Source organism: Streptomyces sp. NPDC037100 (genome assembly GCF_055606225.1).
Map to the genome: position 1 here is coordinate 700784 of NZ_JBVJSX010000002.1, position 18802 is coordinate 719585.

Annotated in this window: 17 protein-coding genes and 1 pseudogene; 5 read left to right on the forward strand and 13 right to left on the reverse strand. The window is 71.5% G+C overall.

From position 1 onward, the window contains the following. Nucleotides 1-96 precede the first annotated feature (96 nt). From ACZ7EG_RS08270 to ACZ7EG_RS08285, 4 genes are all read right to left on the reverse strand, one after another. Nucleotides 97-1221: a GuaB3 family IMP dehydrogenase-related protein gene (locus tag ACZ7EG_RS08270; RefSeq protein WP_104777850.1), complete on the reverse strand. Its 1125-nt coding sequence runs from the start codon at nt 1219-1221 to the stop codon at nt 97-99. A 105-nt stretch (nt 1222-1326) separates the two neighbouring features. Continuing rightward, nucleotides 1327-2832, reverse strand: a complete 1506-nt coding sequence (gene guaB, locus ACZ7EG_RS08275) for an IMP dehydrogenase (RefSeq protein ID WP_471074058.1) — start codon at nt 2830-2832, stop codon at nt 1327-1329. A gap of 153 nt (nt 2833-2985) precedes the next feature. Further along, on the reverse strand, nt 2986-3573 hold the full coding sequence (locus ACZ7EG_RS08280; protein WP_471074061.1) for a sigma-70 family RNA polymerase sigma factor: 588 nt from the start codon (nt 3571-3573) through the stop codon (nt 2986-2988). 484 nt (nt 3574-4057) lie between these two features. Beyond that, complete coding sequence (locus ACZ7EG_RS08285; RefSeq protein ID WP_003948568.1) at nt 4058-4669, reverse strand: response regulator transcription factor; 612 nt, start codon at nt 4667-4669, stop codon at nt 4058-4060. Nucleotides 4670-5049: 380 nt separating this feature from the next. On the opposite strand from ACZ7EG_RS08285, the gene ACZ7EG_RS08290 reads away from it, so the two are divergent. Then, nucleotides 5050-5379: a WhiB family transcriptional regulator gene (locus ACZ7EG_RS08290; RefSeq protein WP_351626887.1), complete on the forward strand. Its 330-nt coding sequence runs from the start codon at nt 5050-5052 to the stop codon at nt 5377-5379. A 61-nt stretch (nt 5380-5440) separates the two neighbouring features. On the opposite strand, the gene ACZ7EG_RS08295 is transcribed toward ACZ7EG_RS08290, so the two are convergent. Next, complete coding sequence (locus ACZ7EG_RS08295; RefSeq protein WP_471074065.1) at nt 5441-6340, reverse strand: LysR family transcriptional regulator; 900 nt, start codon at nt 6338-6340, stop codon at nt 5441-5443. Between the two features lie 80 nt (nt 6341-6420). On the opposite strand from ACZ7EG_RS08295, the pseudogene ACZ7EG_RS08300 reads away from it, so the two are divergent. The 3 genes and pseudogenes from ACZ7EG_RS08300 to ACZ7EG_RS08310 all read left to right on the forward strand — a co-directional run bounded on the left by ACZ7EG_RS08300 (nt 6421) and on the right by ACZ7EG_RS08310 (nt 8743). After that, nucleotides 6421-7057, forward strand: a pseudogene (locus ACZ7EG_RS08300) (MOSC domain-containing protein). Nucleotides 7058-7151: 94 nt separating this feature from the next. After that, the gene (locus ACZ7EG_RS08305) at nt 7152-7925 is read left to right on the forward strand and encodes an SDR family NAD(P)-dependent oxidoreductase (RefSeq protein ID WP_471074068.1); all 774 of its coding nucleotides are present in this window, start codon (nt 7152-7154) and stop codon (nt 7923-7925) included. Nucleotides 7926-8035: 110 nt separating this feature from the next. After that, complete coding sequence (locus tag ACZ7EG_RS08310) at nt 8036-8743, forward strand: ester cyclase (protein ID WP_471074071.1); 708 nt, start codon at nt 8036-8038, stop codon at nt 8741-8743. Between the two features lie 339 nt (nt 8744-9082). Here ACZ7EG_RS08310 and ACZ7EG_RS08315 read toward each other — a convergent pair whose 3' ends face one another. From ACZ7EG_RS08315 to ACZ7EG_RS08335, 5 genes are all read right to left on the reverse strand, one after another. Then, complete coding sequence (locus tag ACZ7EG_RS08315; RefSeq protein WP_471074074.1) at nt 9083-10135, reverse strand: hypothetical protein; 1053 nt, start codon at nt 10133-10135, stop codon at nt 9083-9085. Nucleotides 10136-10317: 182 nt separating this feature from the next. Next, nucleotides 10318-11943 carry a chaperonin GroEL gene (gene groL, locus ACZ7EG_RS08320; RefSeq protein WP_471074077.1) on the reverse strand — a complete coding sequence of 542 codons (1626 nt, stop codon included), beginning with the start codon at nt 11941-11943 and terminating at the stop codon, nt 10318-10320. Between the two features lie 115 nt (nt 11944-12058). Next, nucleotides 12059-12367: a co-chaperone GroES gene (gene groES / locus ACZ7EG_RS08325; protein WP_003974211.1), complete on the reverse strand. Its 309-nt coding sequence runs from the start codon at nt 12365-12367 to the stop codon at nt 12059-12061. A gap of 169 nt (nt 12368-12536) precedes the next feature. Further along, a complete protein-coding gene (locus ACZ7EG_RS08330) occupies nt 12537-13286 on the reverse strand; it encodes a polysaccharide deacetylase family protein (protein WP_471074080.1) in 750 nt (249 codons plus the stop codon). Then, nucleotides 13283-14218, reverse strand: coding sequence for a polysaccharide deacetylase family protein (locus ACZ7EG_RS08335; protein ID WP_471074082.1), 936 nt, complete (start codon nt 14216-14218; stop codon nt 13283-13285). The genes ACZ7EG_RS08330 and ACZ7EG_RS08335 overlap by 4 nt, the downstream gene beginning before the upstream one ends. Before the next feature lie 186 nt (nt 14219-14404). Here ACZ7EG_RS08335 and ACZ7EG_RS08340 point away from each other — a divergent pair, with 186 nt between their 5' ends. Beyond that, on the forward strand, nt 14405-15574 hold the full coding sequence (locus tag ACZ7EG_RS08340; protein ID WP_471074085.1) for a THUMP-like domain-containing protein: 1170 nt from the start codon (nt 14405-14407) through the stop codon (nt 15572-15574). A 59-nt stretch (nt 15575-15633) separates the two neighbouring features. On the opposite strand, the gene ACZ7EG_RS08345 is transcribed toward ACZ7EG_RS08340, so the two are convergent. From ACZ7EG_RS08345 to ACZ7EG_RS08355, 3 genes are all read right to left on the reverse strand, one after another. After that, the gene (locus ACZ7EG_RS08345) at nt 15634-16848 is read right to left on the reverse strand and encodes an RNA polymerase sigma factor (protein ID WP_471074871.1); all 1215 of its coding nucleotides are present in this window, start codon (nt 16846-16848) and stop codon (nt 15634-15636) included. Nucleotides 16849-17099: 251 nt separating this feature from the next. Further along, nucleotides 17100-17456 carry a YciI family protein gene (locus ACZ7EG_RS08350; protein ID WP_471074088.1) on the reverse strand — a complete coding sequence of 119 codons (357 nt, stop codon included), beginning with the start codon at nt 17454-17456 and terminating at the stop codon, nt 17100-17102. 129 nt (nt 17457-17585) lie between these two features. Continuing rightward, entirely contained in the window at nt 17586-18635 is a 1050-nt protein-coding gene (locus tag ACZ7EG_RS08355) for an LCP family protein (protein ID WP_471074091.1), read from the reverse strand. Nucleotides 18636-18802: the final 167 nt, after the last annotated feature.

The window sequence follows — 18802 nt, forward strand, 5'->3', positions numbered from 1 at the left end:
CCATCGACAACACGCGCCCCGTCAGAGCCACTTGGGCACGCAGAAGGGCCCGGCCACTCCCCCGAGTGACCAGGCCCTACTCAGTGTCCGAAAGGGCTACCGCCGGTGCTGCGAGTCCGCCACCGTCACCTCGACGCGCTGGAACTCCTTGAGCTCGCTGTAACCGGTCGTGGACATGGCGCGGCGCAGGGCGCCGAAGAGGTTCATGGAGCCGTCGGGAGTGTGGGACGGGCCGGTGAGGATCTCCTCCAGGGTGCCGACGGTGCCGAGGGCGACCTTCTTGCCGCGCGGCAGCTCCTCGTTCACCGCCTCCATGCCCCAGTGGTGGCCCTTGCCCGGGCCGTCGGTCGCGCGGGCCAGCGGGGAGCCCATCATCACCGAGTCCGCACCGCAGGCGATCGCCTTGGGCAGGTCGCCGGACCAGCCGACACCGCCGTCCGCGATCACGTGCACGTACCGGCCGCCCGACTCGTCCATGTAGTCGCGGCGCGCCGCGGCCACGTCGGCGACCGCCGTCGCCATCGGGACCTGGATGCCGAGCACGTTGCGCGTGGTGTGCGCGGCGCCGCCGCCGAAGCCGACGAGCACACCGGCCGCGCCGGTACGCATCAGGTGCAGGGCCGCCGTGTACGTGGCGCAGCCGCCGACGATCACCGGGACGTCCAGCTCGTAGATGAACTGCTTCAGGTTCAGCGGCTCGTGCGCGCCGGAGACGTGCTCCGCGGAGACCGTCGTACCGCGGATGACGAAGATGTCCACGCCCGCGTCCACGACCGCCTTGGAGAACTGGGCGGTGCGCTGCGGGGAGAGAGCGGCGGCGGTGACGACGCCGGAGTCGCGCACCTCCTTGATGCGCTGCCCGATCAGCTCCTCCTTGATGGGAGCCGCGTAGATCTCCTGCAGACGGCGGGTCGCGGTCTCCGAATCCAGCTCGGCGATCTCGTCGAGCAGCGGCTGCGGGTCCTCGTAGCGCGTCCACAGGCCCTCGAGGTTCAGCACGCCGAGGCCGCCGAGCTCGCCGATGCGGATCGCGGTGGCCGGGGAGACGACCGAGTCCATGGGGGCGGCCAGGAAGGGGAGCTCGAAGCGGTAGGCGTCGATCTGCCAGGCGATCGAGACCTCCTTCGGGTCCCGCGTACGGCGGCTGGGGACGACGGCGATGTCGTCGAAGGCGTACGCCCGGCGGCCGCGCTTGCCGCGCCCGATCTCGATCTCAGTCACGTCTGTGGCCTTTCCCTGATGCGTTGCAGCGTCTTCCAGTATCGCCGACGGGCACGACGAGGGCGGCCCCGGATGCTCCGGAGCCGCCCTCGGAAGGCGGGGCCGCTACTTGCTGCGGCTGTAGTTCGGTGCCTCGACCGTCATCTGGATGTCGTGCGGGTGGCTCTCCTTGAGGCCCGCGGAGGTGATCCGGACGAAGCGGCCCTTGGTCTCCATCTCCTCGATGGAGGCGGCGCCCACGTAGCCCATCGTCTGGCGCAGACCGCCGACGAGCTGGTGCAGGACGTTGGCCAGCGGGCCGCGGTAGGGCACCTGGCCCTCGATGCCCTCGGGCACGAGCTTGTCGTCGGAGCCGACCTCGGCCTGGAAGTAGCGGTCCTTGGAGTACGACTTGGCCTGGCCGCGGGACTGCATGGCGCCGAGCGAGCCCATGCCGCGGTACGACTTGAACTGCTTGCCGTTGATGAACTGCAGCTCGCCCGGGGACTCCTCACAGCCCGCGAGGAGGCTGCCGAGCATCACGGTGTCGGCACCGGCGGCCAGGGCCTTGCCGATGTCGCCGGAGTACTGCAGGCCGCCGTCGCCGATCAGCGGGATGCCCGCCGGACGGGCCGCGAGGGACGCCTCGTAGATGGCGGTGACCTGCGGGACGCCGATGCCGGCGACCACGCGGGTGGTGCAGATCGAGCCGGGGCCCACGCCCACCTTGATGCCGTCGACACCGGCGTCGATCAGCGCCTGCGCGCCGTCACGCGTGGCGACGTTGCCGCCGATCACGTCGACGCCCACGCTCGACTTGATCTTCGCCATCCAGCTGAGGGCGTTGCTGTTGTGGCCGTGCGAGGTGTCGACGACCAGGAAGTCCACACCGGCACCGGCGAGCGCCTGGGCGCGCTCCAGGGCCTCGGGGCTGGCGCCCACGGCCGCGCCGACGAGCAGCCGGCCCTCGGAGTCCTTCGCCGCGTTGGGGTACTGCTCGGCCTTGACGAAGTCCTTGACCGTGATCAGGCCCTTGAGGACGCCGGCGTCGTCGACCAGGGGAAGCTTCTCGATCTTGTGGCGGCGCAGCAGCTCCATGGCGTCCGCGCCGGAGATGCCGACCTTGCCGGTGACCAGAGGCATCGGGGTCATGACCTCGCGCACCTGACGCGTGCGGTCGGTCTCGAAGGCCATGTCGCGGTTGGTGACGATGCCGAGCAGCTTCTTGTTGCCGTCGGTGACCGGGACGCCGCTGATGCGGAACTTGGCGCACAGGGCGTCGGCCTCGGCCAGCGTCGCGTCGGGGTGCACCGTGATCGGGTCGGTGACCATGCCGGACTCGGAGCGCTTGACCAGGTCGACCTGGTTGACCTGGTCCTCGATGGAGAGGTTGCGGTGCAGCACGCCGACGCCGCCCTGGCGGGCCATCGCGATCGCCATGCGCGACTCGGTCACCTTGTCCATCGCCGCGGAGAGCAGCGGGATGTTCACCCGGACGTTGCGGGAGATGCGGGACGAGGTGTCGACCGCGTTGGGGAGCACCTCGGATGCACCCGGCAGCAGCAGCACGTCGTCGTAGGTCAGCCCGAGTGTCGCGAATTTTCCGGGCACTCCGTCGACGTTGGCAGTCATGACACCTTCCCCAAATGGCCTTGATCGGTGCGGATGTCCATGCTAACGGGAAGCGCGGCTGTCTCATTCCACGGTTCCGCTCGGCTCCGGGCTTCGTATGTTCGTACGGAAGCGGCGCACCGCCTGTTCAACTGAGGGGTCGTTCCAGCAGGGCTACTGCTCGGCCAGCGCCCGCAGCCGGCTCAGCGCCCTGTGCTGAGCCACCCGGACCGCACCGGGTGACATTCCCAACATCTGGCCGGTCTCCTCGGCCGTGAGTCCCACCGCGACCCGCAGAAGCAGCAGTTCCCGCTGGTTCTCGGGGAGGTTGGCCAGGAGTTTCTTGGCCCATTCCGCGTCGCTGCTGAGCAGGGCGCGCTCTTCCGGGCCCAGGGAGTCGTCGGGGCGCTCGGGCATCTCGTCGGAGGGGACGGCCGTCGAGCCGGGGTGGCGCATCGCCGCGCGCTGCAGGTCGGCGACCTTGTGGGCGGCGATGGCGAAGACGAACGCCTCGAAGGGGCGCCCGGTGTCCCGGTAGCGGGGCAGCGCGAGGAGCACCGCCACGCAGACCTCCTGCGCGAGGTCCTCCACGAAGTGCCGGGCGTCGCCCGGGAGGCGGGAAAGACGGGTGCGGCAGTAGCGCAGGGCCAGGGGGTGGACATGGGCGAGCAGGTCGTGCGTGGCCTGCTCGTCCCCGTCGACGGCGCGGTGGACGAGCGCACCGATCGGGCCCTGGGCATGGGCCGCCTCGTCGTCGCGCATCGGTCCATGGTGCCTTGCGGCCGCCGGGTCCGCGGCACCGCGCCCGTTGTTGTGCACCGAAGCGTTATGAGCAGGTGCGCCGGCACTCATCCCCTGCGCCCTCCCCTTCCGCTCGACCGACTCGTCCCCGAGGAACTCCACACCCTCAAGGATGCGGCATCCGCGGCGAAACGAGCAGCGGGCACCCTGCGGGCCCCCGGCCCACCCGCTCCCACCTGGCTTTCCGTGTCCTCACGACGACCGCTGGGACCTGCCGTTCGGATCAGCCCGAAGACGTGGGCCCTCGACTGCGCCCTCCCGAGCTCTCGACCTCGCCCGGGCCGGGACGGATCCCCGCCGACGCTGTCGTCGGCCGCCGGCTCCGGCACGCGCGGTTGCGGCTCCCGCGGGGGCATCCGCATGCCCCCGCTCTCCGGCCGGGGCCGGAGCCCCCGCCTCGGAACCGGCCCGATCCCAAGGACGGGCGTGATCCGAACAACAGGCCCTAGCGCACCAGGCCCCACCGGAAGCCGAGCGCCACGGCGTGGGCCCGGTCCGAGGCGCCGAGCTTCTTGAACAGGCGCCGGGCGTGGGTCTTGACGGTGTCCTCGGAGAGGAACAGCTCGCGGCCGATCTCGGCGTTCGAGCGGCCGTGGCTCATGCCTTCGAGGACCTGGATCTCACGCGCGGTGAGCGTGGGCGCGGCGCCCATCTCGGCCGAGCGCAGCCGGCGCGGGGCGAGCCGCCAGGTCGGGTCGGCCAGGGCCTGGGTCACCGTCGCGCGCAGTTCCGCGCGGGAGGCGTCCTTGTGCAGGTAGCCGCGGGCACCGGCGGCGACCGCGAGGGCCACGCCGTCCAGGTCCTCGGCGACGGTGAGCATGATGATGCGCGCACCGGGGTCGGCGGACAGCAGCCGCCGGACCGTCTCGACGCCGCCCAGTCCGGGCATGCGCACGTCCATCAGAATCAAGTCCGAGCGGTCGGCCCCCCAGCGGCGGAGGACTTCCTCGCCGTTGGCCGCCGTCGTCACGCGCTCTACGCCGGGCACGGTCGCCACCGCACGACGGAGCGCCTCTCGGGCAAGCGGGGAGTCGTCGCAGACGAGGACGGAAGTCATGACCGCCCTCCGCAGCTGATGCACGTCACCTTGAGCCTCCAGGCTGGTACGAAATCGTCACCTGTGCGGTCGACCGTCTCGGACGCGGGCCCGAGCACTTGTTCCTTCAACCGCCTCGCACTCTCAACGACGGTCACCCGAAAGAGTTACGGGGGCGGCTGCCCTCTTCGGCACTCTACGTGAGGGGGCGGACACGGTGCAGACATGCACCGCAGACCCTCGAACTTTCATCACAAGGTATGCCCCATTTAGACCCATTTCTTCCGCTTTGCCAGTGTCTGGAGCTAGATTCGCAATGAGTCATATTTTCATCTTCTTAGATCGTAGTTGTACGGTCTTACACACCGGATCCGCCCAGAACGGCTACAAGGGGTCACGTAATGGCAGATTTCTCCCGCCTTCCCGGACCGAACGCGGACCTGTGGGACTGGCAGCTGCTGGCTGCCTGTCGAGGGGTGGACAGCTCGCTCTTCTTCCATCCGGAGGGTGAGCGCGGTGCGGCGAGGAGCGCTCGTGAGAACTCGGCCAAAGAGGTCTGCATGAGGTGCCCGGTACGCGCGGAGTGCGCTGCTCACGCCCTGGCGGTGCGTGAGCCGTACGGCGTGTGGGGCGGGCTGACCGAGGACGAGCGCGAAGAGCTGATGGGGCGGGCGCGCAACCGGCTGGTGTCGGCGTCGGCACCGGGCGGGCACACCGCCTCTAACAACTGAAGGAACGTTTCTGCAAACGGGCACGCGCACGCGTGCCGTTGGTTTTTGACGCGGAGGGCCGCTACTGGCGGCGGGCGGCCCGGGCCAGCTGGTCGAGTGTCGCCGCCACGGCCGGGACCTGTGCGAGGTCGGGCAGGGTGAGCGCGACGATCTCCCGCCGCACCGCCGGTTCCAGCCGCACGGCGCGCACTCCCCGGGGCCGGACCGATTCGACGGCCAGCTGGGGAAGGACGGCCACGCCCAGGCCGGCCCCGACGAGGCCGACGACCGCCGGGTAGTCGTCGGTCGCGAAGTCGATGCGCGGGGTGAAGCCGGCCGCAGCGCACACCTCGACCAACTGTCCGCGGCAGCGCGGGCAGCCCGCGATCCACGGCTCCTCGGCGAGCTCGCCGATCGCGACGGACTGCGCGCCCGCGAGCCGGTGGCGCTCCGGCACGAGCGCGACGAGCCGGTCCGACAGCAGCGGTCGCACGACGAGGTCGTCCCACTCCTCCGCGCCGGCCGCCCCCTGGTAGCGGAAGGTGAGCGTCACGTCGCAGTCGCCCTCCCGCAGCAGGCCGACGGACGCGGGCGGCTCGGCCTCCTCCAGGAAGACGCGGGTGCCGGGGTGCGCCACGCGCAGTGCGGCGAGGGCCGTGGGGACGAGGGTGGAGCTGCCACTGGGGAAGGAGACGAGCCGGACCCGGCCCGCGCGCAGCCCGGCGATGGCGGCGACCTCCTCCTCCGCAGCCGTGAGCCCGGAGAGGATCCCGGCGGCGTGCCGCACCAGGGCCTCACCGGCCTGGGTCAGGCGCATCTCCCGTCCGGTGCGGATCAGCAGCGGCGTGCCGACGGAGGTTTCCAGGGCCTTCATCTGCTGACTGACGGCGGGCTGGGTGCAGCCCAGCTCGCGGCCCGCGGCGGAGAAGGATCCGGTGGTCGCGACGGCGCGCAGGACGCGGAGATGACGAGCTTCGATCACCCTTCAAGGATAAGTCACCCTTTGATGCCGATGCCCATAATGCTTAGATGCTTTGGGTGCCGGTCGCCTACCGTTCGGGTATGAGGCTTCTGTCAGTGAATCTGGGCCGTGCCGAGGCCGTGCCGTACACGGACAACCCCGAGGGCGTGACCGGGATCGACAAGCGGCCGGTGGACGGGCCGGTGCGGGTGTCCGCGCCCGGGCCCAAGGGCGTCGGCGGGAGCGGGCTGGCCGGGGACGCGGTGTGCAAGCTGGAGCACCACGGCGGCGACGACCAGGCGGTGTACGCCATGGCCCGCGAGGACATGGACGTGTGGGAGCGCGAGCTGGGCCGGACGCTGCCCGACGGGGCGTTCGGCGAGAACCTCACGACCCGCGGGCTGTCGCGTCGGCCCCGAGGTGGTGCTGGAGATCACCTCCGGGCGGATCCCGTGCCGTACGTTCCAGGGCCATCTGGACGAGAAGGGCTGGGTGAAGCGGTTCACGCAGCGAGGGGCGCCGGGGGCGTATCTGCGGGTGATCGAGCCCGGGGAGATCCGCGCGGGCGATGCTGTCGAGATCGTGCACCGGCCCGGCCACGACGTGACCGTGGCCCTGCAGTTCCGGGCGGTGACGACCGAGCGGTCGCTGCTGCCGCGTTTGGTGGCCGCGGGCGAGGCCCTGCACCCGGAGGTGCTGAGGGAGGCCCGTGAGTATCAGGAGAAGTACGGTGCCTGACGGCCGCTCACCACGCCCGTCTCCACCGACCCTTCACCACGGACGGCCCCAAGGGGAAGCGGATGCACTCAGTCCGGGTCACTAACCTTCTGCCATGACAACGGCTCTGATTACGGGATCGACGGCAGGCATCGGGGCCGCGTTCGCGCGGCGACTGGCGGCGGACGGGCACAACCTGGTGCTGGTGGCCCGCGACACCAAGCGGCTTCGGGAACAGGCGACCGAGCTGCACGACCGGCACGGCATCGAGGCGGAGGTGCTGACGGCCGACCTGGCCGAGGACAAGGGCATCGAGGCGGTGGCCGGACGGCTCGACGACCGCAAGAACCCCGTGGACCTGCTGATCAACAACGCCGGCTTCGGCAACAAGGGCCGCTATCTGGACGTCTCCATGGCGGACGAACTGCGGATGCTGAAGGTGCACTGCGAGGCGGTGCTGCGGCTGACGTCGGCGGCGACCGGGGCGATGCGCGAGCGGGGCCGCGGCGGCGTCGTCAACGTCGCGTCGGTGGCCGCCTTCGTCCCCCGGGGCACCTACGGCGCATCCAAGGCCTGGGTCGTGCAGTTCACCCAGGGCGCGGCGCGCGACCTGGCGGGCAGCGGCGTACGGCTGATGGCGCTGTGCCCGGGTTTCGTGCGCACCGAGTTCCACGACCGGGCCGGGATGGGCACCGACAACATCCCGGGCTGGATGTGGCTCGACGCGGACAAGCTGGTGGCGGCTGCGCTGCACGATCTGGCGCGCGGCAAGACGCTGTCCATTCCGGACCCGCGCTACAAGGCGCTGATGGGGGCGGCGAAGCTGGTGCCGCGGGGGATGCTCGGGGCGGTGTCGTCCAGGACGGGCCGGAAGTACGGGCCGCAGTAGGCGCACGCGGTCGGCCCGGCCGGCTCCTCCCCCGGCCGGGAGGCATCCGGGCCGGCCCCCTGGGACAATGAAGCTGTTCAGCCGGACCCAGGGGGGCCGGAGGCGAGGCCATGACGTTCGTACAGCTCATTGAATGCAGGACCAGCCGGCTCGACGAGATGAACCGGCTGATGGACCGGTGGGTCGAGCAGACCAAGGGGAAGCGGACCGCGTCGCACAGTGTGGTGGCGAAGGATCGGGACGACGCCTCGCACATCGTGGAGATCGTGGAGTTCCCGTCGTACGAGGAGGCGATGCGCAACTCCGGGCTGCCGGAGACGGACCGGATCTTCCAGGACATGGTGGCGCTCTGCGACGAGACGCCGACCTTCACGGACCTCGACGTGGTGCGGGACGAGCAGCTGTACGCGGCCACCGCGCGCAGGTTCTTCGAGCTCGCGCCCGGCCAGGGGCACGCGCCGCCGATGAACGACGTGTTCATCGAGGACTACCACGACCACGATCCCGCCAATGTGCAGGACCTCATCGGCCTGGACGCGGTCCGGCGCGAGGTGGAGGTGTGGCGGGGCGGGTTCGACTTCTCGTTCACCATCGAGGACCAGATGGCGCAGGGTGACCGGGTGTGCACCCGGTGGACCTTCCACGGACGCCACACCGGCGACTTCCTCGGGATCCCGCCGACCGGGCAGAAGGTCACCATGACCGGGACGACCATCCACCGCTGCACTCCGGACGGGAAGATCGCCGAGGGCTGGTGGCAGTACGACCGGCTGGGTCTGATGCAGCAGCTCGGGGCGCTGGAGCCTACGGAAATCTGACACTGCGGTCCCGGCGGCCCACGGCACGCGGGCGGCGCGCGGGCGGCCGACGGTGCCCGGACGCAGGCACCGAAGTCCTGCCGCCGGCGGAGCTGCCGCACCCAAGGGCGGCGGCCGGCGCTGATCGACGCCGTGTGGGCGGACGGCGACGAGGACCGGATCTGCACCCTCCAGGAGGACCGGGACTGCACCCTCCAGGAGGACCGGATCTGCACCCTCCAGTTCGACGGCACCACGCGCCGCGTGCACGTCACCGACCAGAACTTCCACTCGGCATCACCCAAGCCTGGCAGCGGCACCTCATCAGCACCGGCCCTGACGGGGACGGCGTCCTCGTGCCTAGTCGCCTCCGCCGCCGCCCCCTCCGTCACCACCACCGCCGCCGTCACCGCCGCCGTCACCGCCGCCCCCGTCCCCGCCGTCGCTGCCCCAACCGTCGCCGCCACCGGGTTCGTTGTCGTCGCGGTCCCTGCCGAGGTTGCTGAACCAGGGGCGCTCCCAGACGGCGTCGCCCGTGTCCCGGCGGGAGCTCATGGCGCGGAACCTGGCCAGGCCCGTCGTGTCGCCGAGGCCGAAGGACACCGCGACCGCGTGGGCCATGACGGCGTCCAGGGGGTCGGGGCTCTCGTGGTGCACGTCGGCCAGCGGCAGCAGCACCGACCCGGGCGGGGGGCCGGGCCACCGCGAGGGGCGGGTCAGCAGTGCGACCCGCTGGTCGTCGCGCAGCAGCCACGAACTCTCGGCGTTCTCGCGGCGCAGGGTCCAGAGCCGGTCCGGCAGGCGGATCTCGACCTTGCTCTTGGATTTGCGCACCTTCTTGCGCAGTTCGAGCCGGGCGGTGAGGTCGCCGACGTACATGACCAGGCCGTTGGCCCGGTCGGCACTGTCGGGACGGTAGCCATAGGGGGCTCGCAGGCGCACGGCGGGGGCGTGCGGGCCCCAGACGTCCACGCGTACCGAGCGCCGGTCCACGGCGACGGTCACCCGTCCCGCGGGGCCGGGCGCGTGGCGGCGCGCGATCCACAGCGGTACGCCCTCCGCCCGCGCCCGTGCGGCGAGGTCGGCCACGTGGTCCGGCCCGCCGCACCTGCGCACCGCCAGTTCGCCCAGCGCGCGGGCGAAGTCGGCGGCCTGACGGACCTTCAGGGGGGTGGTGGTGCCGGTCACACGGGTGACCGGGACGACGCCGGGGCCCTGCGACAACGCGCCCAGGGGGCGTTCGGCGCCCCCGCCGCCGAGCCAGCAGCCCCGCAGGAACGCTTCTGCCATGGCGGCGAGGTTCAGCTCGTCCAGCGGGGTCGTCCTGCCGCCCCTGCGCAGTCCGTCCTCGGTGAGCCGCACCGTCCGCGCCAGCGGGTTGCGGGACCGCTCCCCGTAGAGCACCTGGTTCATTCCTGCCCCCTCATGATCCGACTGCTCTGGGGGGTAGACCGTCGCCGGCCCCGGCGCGGTTCCCCGACCGGCGGAGTACGGCACACGGCGAAGGCCCGGCAGCCCCGTCTCCGGGGTGCCGGGCCTTCGCTCGGGCTCGGGCGAGCTGACGTCGTCAGCCCTCAGCCGTCATGCGTCATGCGTCAGTGCGCGTGGCCGTGGCTGTGACCACCGGCGGCCGGCTCCTCCTCTTCCTTCTTCTCGACGACCAGGGTCTCGGTCGTGAGGAGGAGGGAGGCGATGGAGGCGGCGTTCTCCAGGGCGGAACGGGTGACCTTGACCGGGTCGATGACGCCGGCCTTGACCAGGTCGCCGTACTCGCCGGTGGCGGCGTTGAAGCCCTGGCCCTTCTCGAGCTCGGCGACCTTGGAGGTGATGACGTAGCCCTCGAGGCCGGCGTTCTCGGCGATCCAGCGCAGCGGCTCGACGGCGGCCTTGCGGACGACCGCGACACCCGTGGCCTCGTCGCCGGTCTTGCCGAGGTTGCCCTCGAGGACCTTGACGGCGTGGACCAGCGCGGAGCCACCACCGGAGACGATGCCCTCCTCGACCGCGGCGCGGGTCGCGGAGATGGCGTCCTCCAGACGGTGCTTGCGCTCCTTGAGCTCGACCTCGGTGGCGGCACCCACGCGGATGACGCACACGCCGCCGGCCAGCTTCGCGAGGCGCTCCTGGAGCTTCTCACGGTCCCAGTCGGAGTCGGTGGACTCGATCTCGGCCTTGATCTGGGCGACGCGGCCCTGCACGTCGTCCTTGTTGCCGGCGCCGTCGACGACCGTGGTGTCGTCCTTGGTGACGGTGACGCGGCGGGCGGAGCCGAGGACGTCCAGACCGACCTGGTCGAGCTTGAGGCCGACCTCCTCGGAGACGACCGTGGCGCCGGTGAGGACGGCCAGGTCCTGCAGCATCGCCTTGCGGCGGTCGCCGAAGCCGGGGGCCTTCACGGCGACGGCGTTGAACGTGCCGCGGATCTTGTTCACGACGAGGGTCGACAGGGCCTCGCCCTCGACGTCCTCGGCGATGATCAGCAGCGGCTTGGAGGCGTTGGACTGGATGACCTTCTCCAGCAGCGGCAGGAGGTCCGCGATGGCGGAGATCTTGCCCTGCGTGATGAGGATGTACGGGTCGTCCAGGACGGCTTCCATGCGCTCCTGGTCCGTCACGAAGTACGGCGACAGGTAGCCCTTGTCGAAGGCCATGCCCTCGGTGAAGTCCAGCTCCAGGCCGAAGGTGTTGGACTCCTCGACGGTGATGACACCGTCCTTGCCGACCTTGTCCATCGCCTCGGCGATGAGCTCGCCGACCTGCTGGTCCTGGGCGGACAGCGCGGCGACGGCGGCGATGTCGGACTTCTCGTCGATCGGGCGGGCCGTGGCGAGCAGGTCCTCGGAAACGGCCGCGACGGCGGCGTCGATGCCCTTCTTCAGGGCGGCCGGGGAAGCACCGGCGGCGACGTTCTTCAGGCCCTCGCGCACGAGCGCCTGGGCGAGCACGGTCGCGGTGGTCGTACCGTCACCCGCGATGTCGTTGGTCTTGGTCGCCACCTCCTTGACCAGCTGGGCACCGAGGTTCTCGTACGGGTCCTCGACCTCGACCTCACGGGCGATGGTCACACCGTCGTTGGTGATGGTGGGAGCGCCGAACTTCTTGTCGATGACGACGTTGCGGCCCTTGGGGCCGATCGTCACCTTGACCGTGTCGGCAAGCTTGTTGACGCCGCGCTCGAGGGCGCGACGGGCGTCCTCGTCGAACTTCAGGATCTTCGCCATGGGAGCGTGAGCCCTCTTCCGGAATCTGGGATAACGGCACTGCGCCCCGGGCGCCCGGCTTGTTGTCGCTCGCGGGGGCCAGGGGCGCAGTTCAAAGCAATGTGCTTGGGGTGAATTACTTCTCGACGATCGCGAGCACGTCGCGGGCCGAGAGGACGAGGTACTCCTCGCCGTTGTACTTCACCTCGGTGCCGCCGTACTTGCTGTAGAGCACGACGTCGCCGACGGAGACGTCGAGCGGAAGACGGTTGCCGTCCTCGAAGCGGCCCGGGCCCACGGCCAGGACGACGCCCTCCTGGGGCTTCTCCTTGGCGGTGTCCGGGATGACCAGGCCAGAGGCGGTGGTCTGCTCGGCGTCGAGCGGCTGGACCACAATGCGGTCCTCGAGCGGCTTGATGGCAACCTTGGAGCTGGTGGTCGTCACGATCCGACCTCCCCCTTCGGAGATCTCACGGGGTTAACTGTCTGAGGTGGCGACCAGGTGGATCCGTCGTCGCGGGTGCCGGACCTGCCCGTCGCTGTGTTGGCACTCTCCTAGGGGGAGTGCCAGAGCCGAGACTATGACTGCGATTAGCACTCGGTCAAGCGGACTGCTAATTGCCCGCGGCGCGTCGGGCCGGTGTTTTCTCCAGGTGGTCCTCGAGCCGCCCCACCCGCAGCCCCCTCGCCTCGATCTCGCGCAGCAGTCGCACCGTCCGTTCGGCCAGGGCCGGCGGCCCCGTCCCGCCCGACGGCACCGAGACGATGTCGCCGGCCCGCAGGCCGGGCTCGCCTCGGGTGTACGTCAGTTCGCCGTCGGCGTTCAGGGCCGCGCGCCACAGGACGACCGCGGCGATGCCGCAGTCGGCGGCGGCACGCAGGGTCGTCGTGTCGTAGGTGCCGTAGGGCGGGCGGAAGAGGCGGGGGACGATGCCGAAGCGGGAGCGGAGTTTGTGCTGCTGGCCGCAGATCTCGGCGCGCTGGCCGGAGTAGGGCAGGCCGCGCAGGGCGGGGTGGTCGAGGGTGTGGTTCTGGATGGACGCGCCGACCGCGCGCAGCCGGGCGAAGTGGCCGTAGCCGGGTCCCACGACGCTGTCCGTGAGGAAGAGGCTGACCGGGAGCCGTTGTCGTCGGACGAGACGGACGAAGCGGGGGTCGCGTTCGGCGCCGTCGTCATAGGTGAGGAAGACGACGGGTTCGCGGGTGGCGACATGGTCCACGACGGGCGGCAGCCGATGCGTGTCGTTCACCCCGCGCGCCGGGTGCCGGGCCCGGCCGTCGGCGATGCCCTGCCGCTCACCCGCCACCCCGGAGCAGCCGGCCAGCAGGACCGCGCACAGCAGTACGGCGGCCTGGCGCCTCACAGGTAGTCCTCCAGCCGCCCGACCGCGTACCCCTGAGCCGTGACCTTGTTCAGGAAGCGGCGGATCATGTCGGCCATTGTGCCCTTCCACAGGTCACGACCCCGGAAGTGCGTGAGGACGATGTCACCCGGATGCAGCCTCCGGCCCCCGTCGCGGTACTCCCAGTGGTCGGCGAATACCTCCTCGTTCCACAGGGGCACGTACGCGATGCCGCAGGTCTTGGCGGCCCGCAGGGTCGCCCGGTCGTAGCTGCCGTAGGGCGGGCGGAAGAGGGTGGGGCGTTTGCCGAACCGCCTCTCCATGTAGCGCTGCATGCCGCAGATCTCGCGCTTCTGCGTCCGGTAGGACAGGCCCCGCAGGTTGGGGTGGTTGAGGGTGTGGTTGTGCAGGACCACGCCCCGGGACTGCATCTTCCGGAAGTAGCGGGTGTCGTTCCTGATCAGGTAGCCGCTGAGGAAGGCGCTGTACGGGACATCCAGGTCGCTCATCATCCGCAGGAACGCCGGGTCCTTCTCGGCGCCGTCGTCGATGGTGAGGAAGACGACCTTGTCCCGGGTGGGGACCCTGGTGAAGACGGGCGGGAGGTCCAGCTCCCGGTGGCCGTCCACCTCGAAACCCTTGCGGGTCCTCATCCTGGGCTTCTTCGCAGGGGCGGGCGGGGCGGCCGACGGGGTCCTGCGCAGACCCCAGCGGTGCGCGGCGGCGACCCGGGCGGCGTGCGCGGCGCGCAGCTTGGTGGCGTAGGAGTCGAGCGCGCGGGCCGGGGGTGCGTCGAGGGGCTGCTGGCCGCCGGCCGGGGTGACCTGGTCGCCGCCGTCCTGCGCGCAGCCGGAGGCGATGGCGGCGAGGACGAGCACGGCGAGGACGATCCGTACGCCGGCGGACGCCCGTCCCGGCGCCCAACTTTTGTCATTTTGTACGACTGCTCGCATGATGCCGGATCCTCGCAGCCCGCCCCGCCGGTCCCGCCCCGACACCGCCGCCGGGCGGCTCACCATCCACCGACTGGCCCACACGCGGGCGGGACCCGCGAGCGGCAGGCCCCGGACGGCGCCCGCATCGGAGGCCGCCGCCGGACCGGCCTCCGCGCCCTGCTTCCCGTGGCCGACAATGATCCGGTGAACGACCTCGCCCTCCTCCTCACCCCCGAAGGCCGCGCTCTCCTCGACGAGGTGCGGGACACCGATCCGGCGCAGGAGCTGGCCGTCGCGACCCGGCTGCGCCGCGCGCACCCCGCCGAGCTGGTGTCGGCGGCGCTGGGCCAGGCACGGCTGCGGCAGCGGGCGGTGGTGAAGTTCGGGGCCGAGGACGCGGGCCGGATGTTCTTCACGCCGAACGGCGTGGAGCAGTCGACCCGGGCGAGCGTGGCGGCCTACCGGGCCCGGCGCATGGCCGAGTCGGGCATCGCCTCGGTCGCCGACCTGTGCTGCGGCATCGGCGGTGACGCGATCGCGCTGGCCCGCGCCGGAATCCGGGTCCTGGCCGTGGACCGGGACCCGCAGACCGCCGCCGCGGCCCGGGCCAACGCCGACGCGCTGGACCTGGCCGGTCTCGTCGAGGTGCGCGAGGCGGACGTCACGGAGGTGGACACGGCCGGTTTTGACGCCGTCTTCGTGGACCCGGCCCGGCGCGGCGGACGCGGCCGGATCTTCGACCCCGAGGCCTACTCGCCTCCGCTGTCCTGGGCGGTCTCCGCCGCCCGGAGGGCCCCTCGCGCCGCCGCTCTGAAGATCGCCCCCGGCATCCCGCACGAGGCGGTCCCCGAGGATGCCGAGGCCGAGTGGATCTCCGACGGCGGGGACGTCAAGGAGGCGGTGCTGTGGTTCGGCACCGAGCCGGGGGCGGTCCGGGCGACCCTCCTGCCGGGCCCCCGCACCCTGTTGTCGCGCGGCCTGCCCGACCCGGACGTCCGCCCGCCCGGCCGCTACCTCTACGAGCCCGACGGCGCCGTCATCCGCGCCCACCTGGTCGCCGAGGTGGCCGACCAGGTCGACGGCGGCCTGCTCGACGCGACGATCGCGTACGTCACGGCCGACGCCCTGCGCCCGACCCCGTACGCCACGGCCTACGAGATCACCGACCACCTGCCCTTCAACGTCAAGAAGCTGAAGGCACTCCTGCGGGAGCGGCAGGTCGGCACGCTGACCGTGAAGAAACGGGGCTCGGCGGTCGAGCCGGAGGAGCTCCGCAGGAAGGTGAAGCCGCAGGGCCCGCACGCGGCGACGGTGTTCCTGACCCGGGTCGCGGGGGCACCGGCGATGCTCATCGGACACCCCGTGCGGGCGTAGCCGTCAGGGGTGCCCGTCGCTCATCGGGCGCCCGGGCACAGGGCACCCGGGCACAGCCGTCAGGCCTGCTCCGCCGCCCGCCTCAGCAGCAGTTCCCGCTCCCGTTCGTTCCGGGTCAGGGATGCCGCCCGCTCGAACTCCGCCCGGGCCTCCCGCGTACGGCCGAGGCGGGCGAGGAGGTCACCGCGGACGCTGGGCAGCAGGTGGTAGTCCCGCAGGGCGGGGTCTCCGGCCAGGGCGTCGACGAGGGTGAGGGCGGGGCCCGGGCCCTCGGACATCGAGACGGCCACCGCGCGGTTCAGCTCCACGACCGGGGACGGGGAGCGGGCGGCCAGGAGCCCGTAGAGGGTGGCGATGCGGGACCAGTCGGTCTCCTCGTAGGTGTACGCGTGCGCGTGGCAGGCGGCGATGGCCGCTTGCAGGGTGTACGGGCCGGGAGCGCCGGAGGAGGTGGCCTCGGCCCGGCCCAGCGCGGCGATGCCGCGGGCGACGAGCATGCGGTTCCAGCGGGAGCGGTTCTGGTCCCTCAGGAGGACCGGCTCGCCGGAGGGGCCCGTGCGGGCGGCCGTACGGGAGGCCTGGAGCTCCAGGAGCGCGGTGAGGCCGTGCACTTCGGGTTCCTTCGGCATCAGGGCCGAGAGCACCCGGGCCAGGCGCAGGGCGTCCTCGCACAGGGACGGGCGGAGCCAGTCGTCGCCGGCCGTGGCGGCGTACCCCTCGTTGAAGATCAGGTAGATGACGTCGAGGACCGAGCCGAGGCGGGCCTCGCGGTCGGCCCCGCGGGGCACCTCGAAGGCGATGTTCCGCGTCGCGAGGGTGCGTTTGGCGCGGACCACGCGCTGCGCGATCGTCGGCTCCGGGACCAGGAAGGCGCGGGCGATCTCGGCCGTGGTCAGGCCGCCGAGCAGACGCAGGGTGAGGGCGGTGCGGGCCTCGGTGGACAGCACCGGGTGGCAGGCGGTGAAGACCAGGCGCAGCAGGTCGTCGTCGATGTCGTCGGGGTCGGCGGGTTCGGCGGGCTCCTCCGGGGACGAGACGGCCGACAGGTCCCGGCCGATCTCCGCCAGCTTGCGGGCGTAGTTCTCCCGGCGCCGGACCAGGTCGACGGCACGACGGCGGGCGGTGGTCATGAGCCAGGCACCCGGGTTGTCGGGCACCCCCTCCCGCGGCCACTGCTCCAACGCCGCGACCAGGGCGTCCTGCGCGAGTTCCTCGGCGATGCCGACGTCCCGGACGATCCGGGTGACGCCGGCGATGATCCGGGGCGACTCCATACGGAAGACGGTCTCGATGGCCTCGGCCGTGCGGTCGGGCCGGGGCGCGGGGGGCTGGGCCGGGTCCGAGGCCGGGGGCGGGGTCGAAGTCAGCTCCGAATCCGCGTTCGGCTCCGAAGCCGGGGGCGGGGTCGAAGTCAGCTCCGAATCCGCGTTCGGCTCCGAGGCGGCCGGGGTGGGCTGCGGGGTCACAGCCCACCATCAGACACCCGTGATGCCGCCCGGCCAAGCGGAACCGGCGCGAGGGCCGGTCAGTCCTCGGCGATCTGCCGGACCTCGGCGGTGATCGTCCAGTAGTCCTCGTGCAGGGACAGGAACCGCTTGGTCCACTCGATCGCCTCGGCCTTGTCCTTGCACTGGCTGATCGAGTAACCGCCGATGACCTCCTTGGACTCGGTGAACGGCCCGTCGGTGACGGACAGCTGCCCGCCCTCCCAGGTCACCCGGCTGCCGTCCGAGGTCGGCGTGAGTCCGGCCGTGTCGAGCATGACCCCGGCCTTGGTGATCTCGTCCAGCAGCTTGCCCATCCGCTCCATGAGCTCGGGGCTCGGGCCCTCGGCGGGGGCGTTCTTCTCGTCGATGCGGATCAGGGTGAGAAAGCGCGGCATGGTGACTCCTCGGGGTCTGCGGAGCGGGGCTCTTCCCCGCTCTCACCCCTGCGTCGATCGGGGGACCGCCGGATCGACACGCTCGCCGGATTTCTTCGAAGATATTTTTCCGTGAGGCCTTTTCCCAGGTCAGCGCAGCGACTCCCACAGCTTCCCGGCCTCGGGTTCCTCGGCCACCACCCGGTTGGGATCCGTCGGCGCCTGCACCACGGGCATCATCACCGTCCGTACTCCGCTCGCCGAGAGGCCCTGCAGGCTCTGTCCGAGGCGGGTCAGTTCGGCTAGGGAGTCCAGGCCGGTGTCGGTGGTGAGGCCGGCGGTGACCGTGTCGGCGACGCGGTACAGCTTGGCCGGGTCGGTGAGCAGGTCCTGGGAGGCGATCTGCTCCAGCAGGGCCTTCACCAGCTTCTGCTGAAGGCCTATGCGGCCCAGGTCGCTGCCGTCTCCTATGCCGTGCCGGGTGCGGGCGAGCGCGAGGGCCTGGGTGCCGTCCAGGTGATGGGTGCCCGCCTTCAGCCGCAGATGGCTGTCCTCGTCGGCGATGTCCTCGTCCGTGGTGACGGTGACGCCGCCGAGCGCGTCGACCAGCCGGGCGAAGCCGGAGAAGTCGAGTTCGAGGTAGTGGTCCATGCGGACGTTCGTCATCGCCTCGACCGTCTTCACCGCACAGACCGGACCACCCACCTCGTACGCGCTGTTGAACATGGAGTGGTGGGCGACGTCCGTCGAGCCGCCGGAGGGGCGTGGGCAGGACGGGCGGGTGACCAGGGTGTCGCGCGGGATGCTCACCACCGTCGCGCTGGTCCGCCCTGCGTCGAGATGGACGACCATCGCCGTGTCGGAACGGGCGCCCGAGCTGTCGCCGCCGCCGAGCCTGCGGTTCTCCTTGCCGCTGCGCGAGTCCGAGCCCAGGACCAGGATGTTGAGGGCCCCGCTCGGCGCGGCCGGAGCCGAGGGCGACGGTGTGGTCACCGGCTTCGGCGGCCGGTTGTCGCCCAGCGCGCTGTCGATGTCGACGCCGGTGATGTTGTCGCTGAGGTGCCAGTAGGCCCAGCCGGCCGCTCCGGCGCCCAGCACCAGCGTCCCCGCCAAGGTGAGGCCGGCGATCCTCAACGCTCTGGACCGCCGGCCCGCTTCTGTGTCCTGGCCCCCGTGGTGTCCCGTCACGAGCAGGAACATAAGTCCGAATTATTACGGGCAGGGAGCTCGGGGCGGCCTTTCTTCGGAAATTCTCAGATTTAGGGAGCCGGGCTCACCCCAGCGCCACCACCGGCATCGGACGGCACGGAGCCGCAGCCGGGTGTGCTCAGTTTCGGGAGCGAGGGGGGAGGGGGCAGAGGGGAGGG

Bases quoted from the DNA above. Each gene is read 5' to 3' on its own strand.
- guaB (WP_471074058.1), bottom strand. From the start codon at position 2,832: ATGACTGCCAACGTCGACGGAGTGCCCGGAAAATTCGCGACACTCGGG.
- ACZ7EG_RS08280 (WP_471074061.1), bottom strand. From the start codon at position 3,573: ATGCGCGACGACGAGGCGGCCCATGCCCAGGGCCCGATCGGTGCGCTC.
- ACZ7EG_RS08285 (WP_003948568.1), bottom strand. From the start codon at position 4,669: ATGACTTCCGTCCTCGTCTGCGACGACTCCCCGCTTGCCCGAGAGGCG.
- ACZ7EG_RS08290 (WP_351626887.1), top strand. From the start codon at position 5,050: ATGGCAGATTTCTCCCGCCTTCCCGGACCGAACGCGGACCTGTGGGAC.
- ACZ7EG_RS08305 (WP_471074068.1), top strand. From the start codon at position 7,152: ATGACAACGGCTCTGATTACGGGATCGACGGCAGGCATCGGGGCCGCG.
- ACZ7EG_RS08310 (WP_471074071.1), top strand. From the start codon at position 8,036: ATGACGTTCGTACAGCTCATTGAATGCAGGACCAGCCGGCTCGACGAG.
- ACZ7EG_RS08315 (WP_471074074.1), bottom strand. From the start codon at position 10,135: ATGAACCAGGTGCTCTACGGGGAGCGGTCCCGCAACCCGCTGGCGCGG.
- groL (WP_471074077.1), bottom strand. From the start codon at position 11,943: ATGGCGAAGATCCTGAAGTTCGACGAGGACGCCCGTCGCGCCCTCGAG.
- ACZ7EG_RS08335 (WP_471074082.1), bottom strand. From the start codon at position 14,218: ATGCGAGCAGTCGTACAAAATGACAAAAGTTGGGCGCCGGGACGGGCG.
- ACZ7EG_RS08345 (WP_471074871.1), bottom strand. From the start codon at position 16,848: ATGGAGTCGCCCCGGATCATCGCCGGCGTCACCCGGATCGTCCGGGAC.
- ACZ7EG_RS08350 (WP_471074088.1), bottom strand. From the start codon at position 17,456: ATGCCGCGCTTTCTCACCCTGATCCGCATCGACGAGAAGAACGCCCCC.
- ACZ7EG_RS08355 (WP_471074091.1), bottom strand. From the start codon at position 18,635: ATGTTCCTGCTCGTGACGGGACACCACGGGGGCCAGGACACAGAAGCG.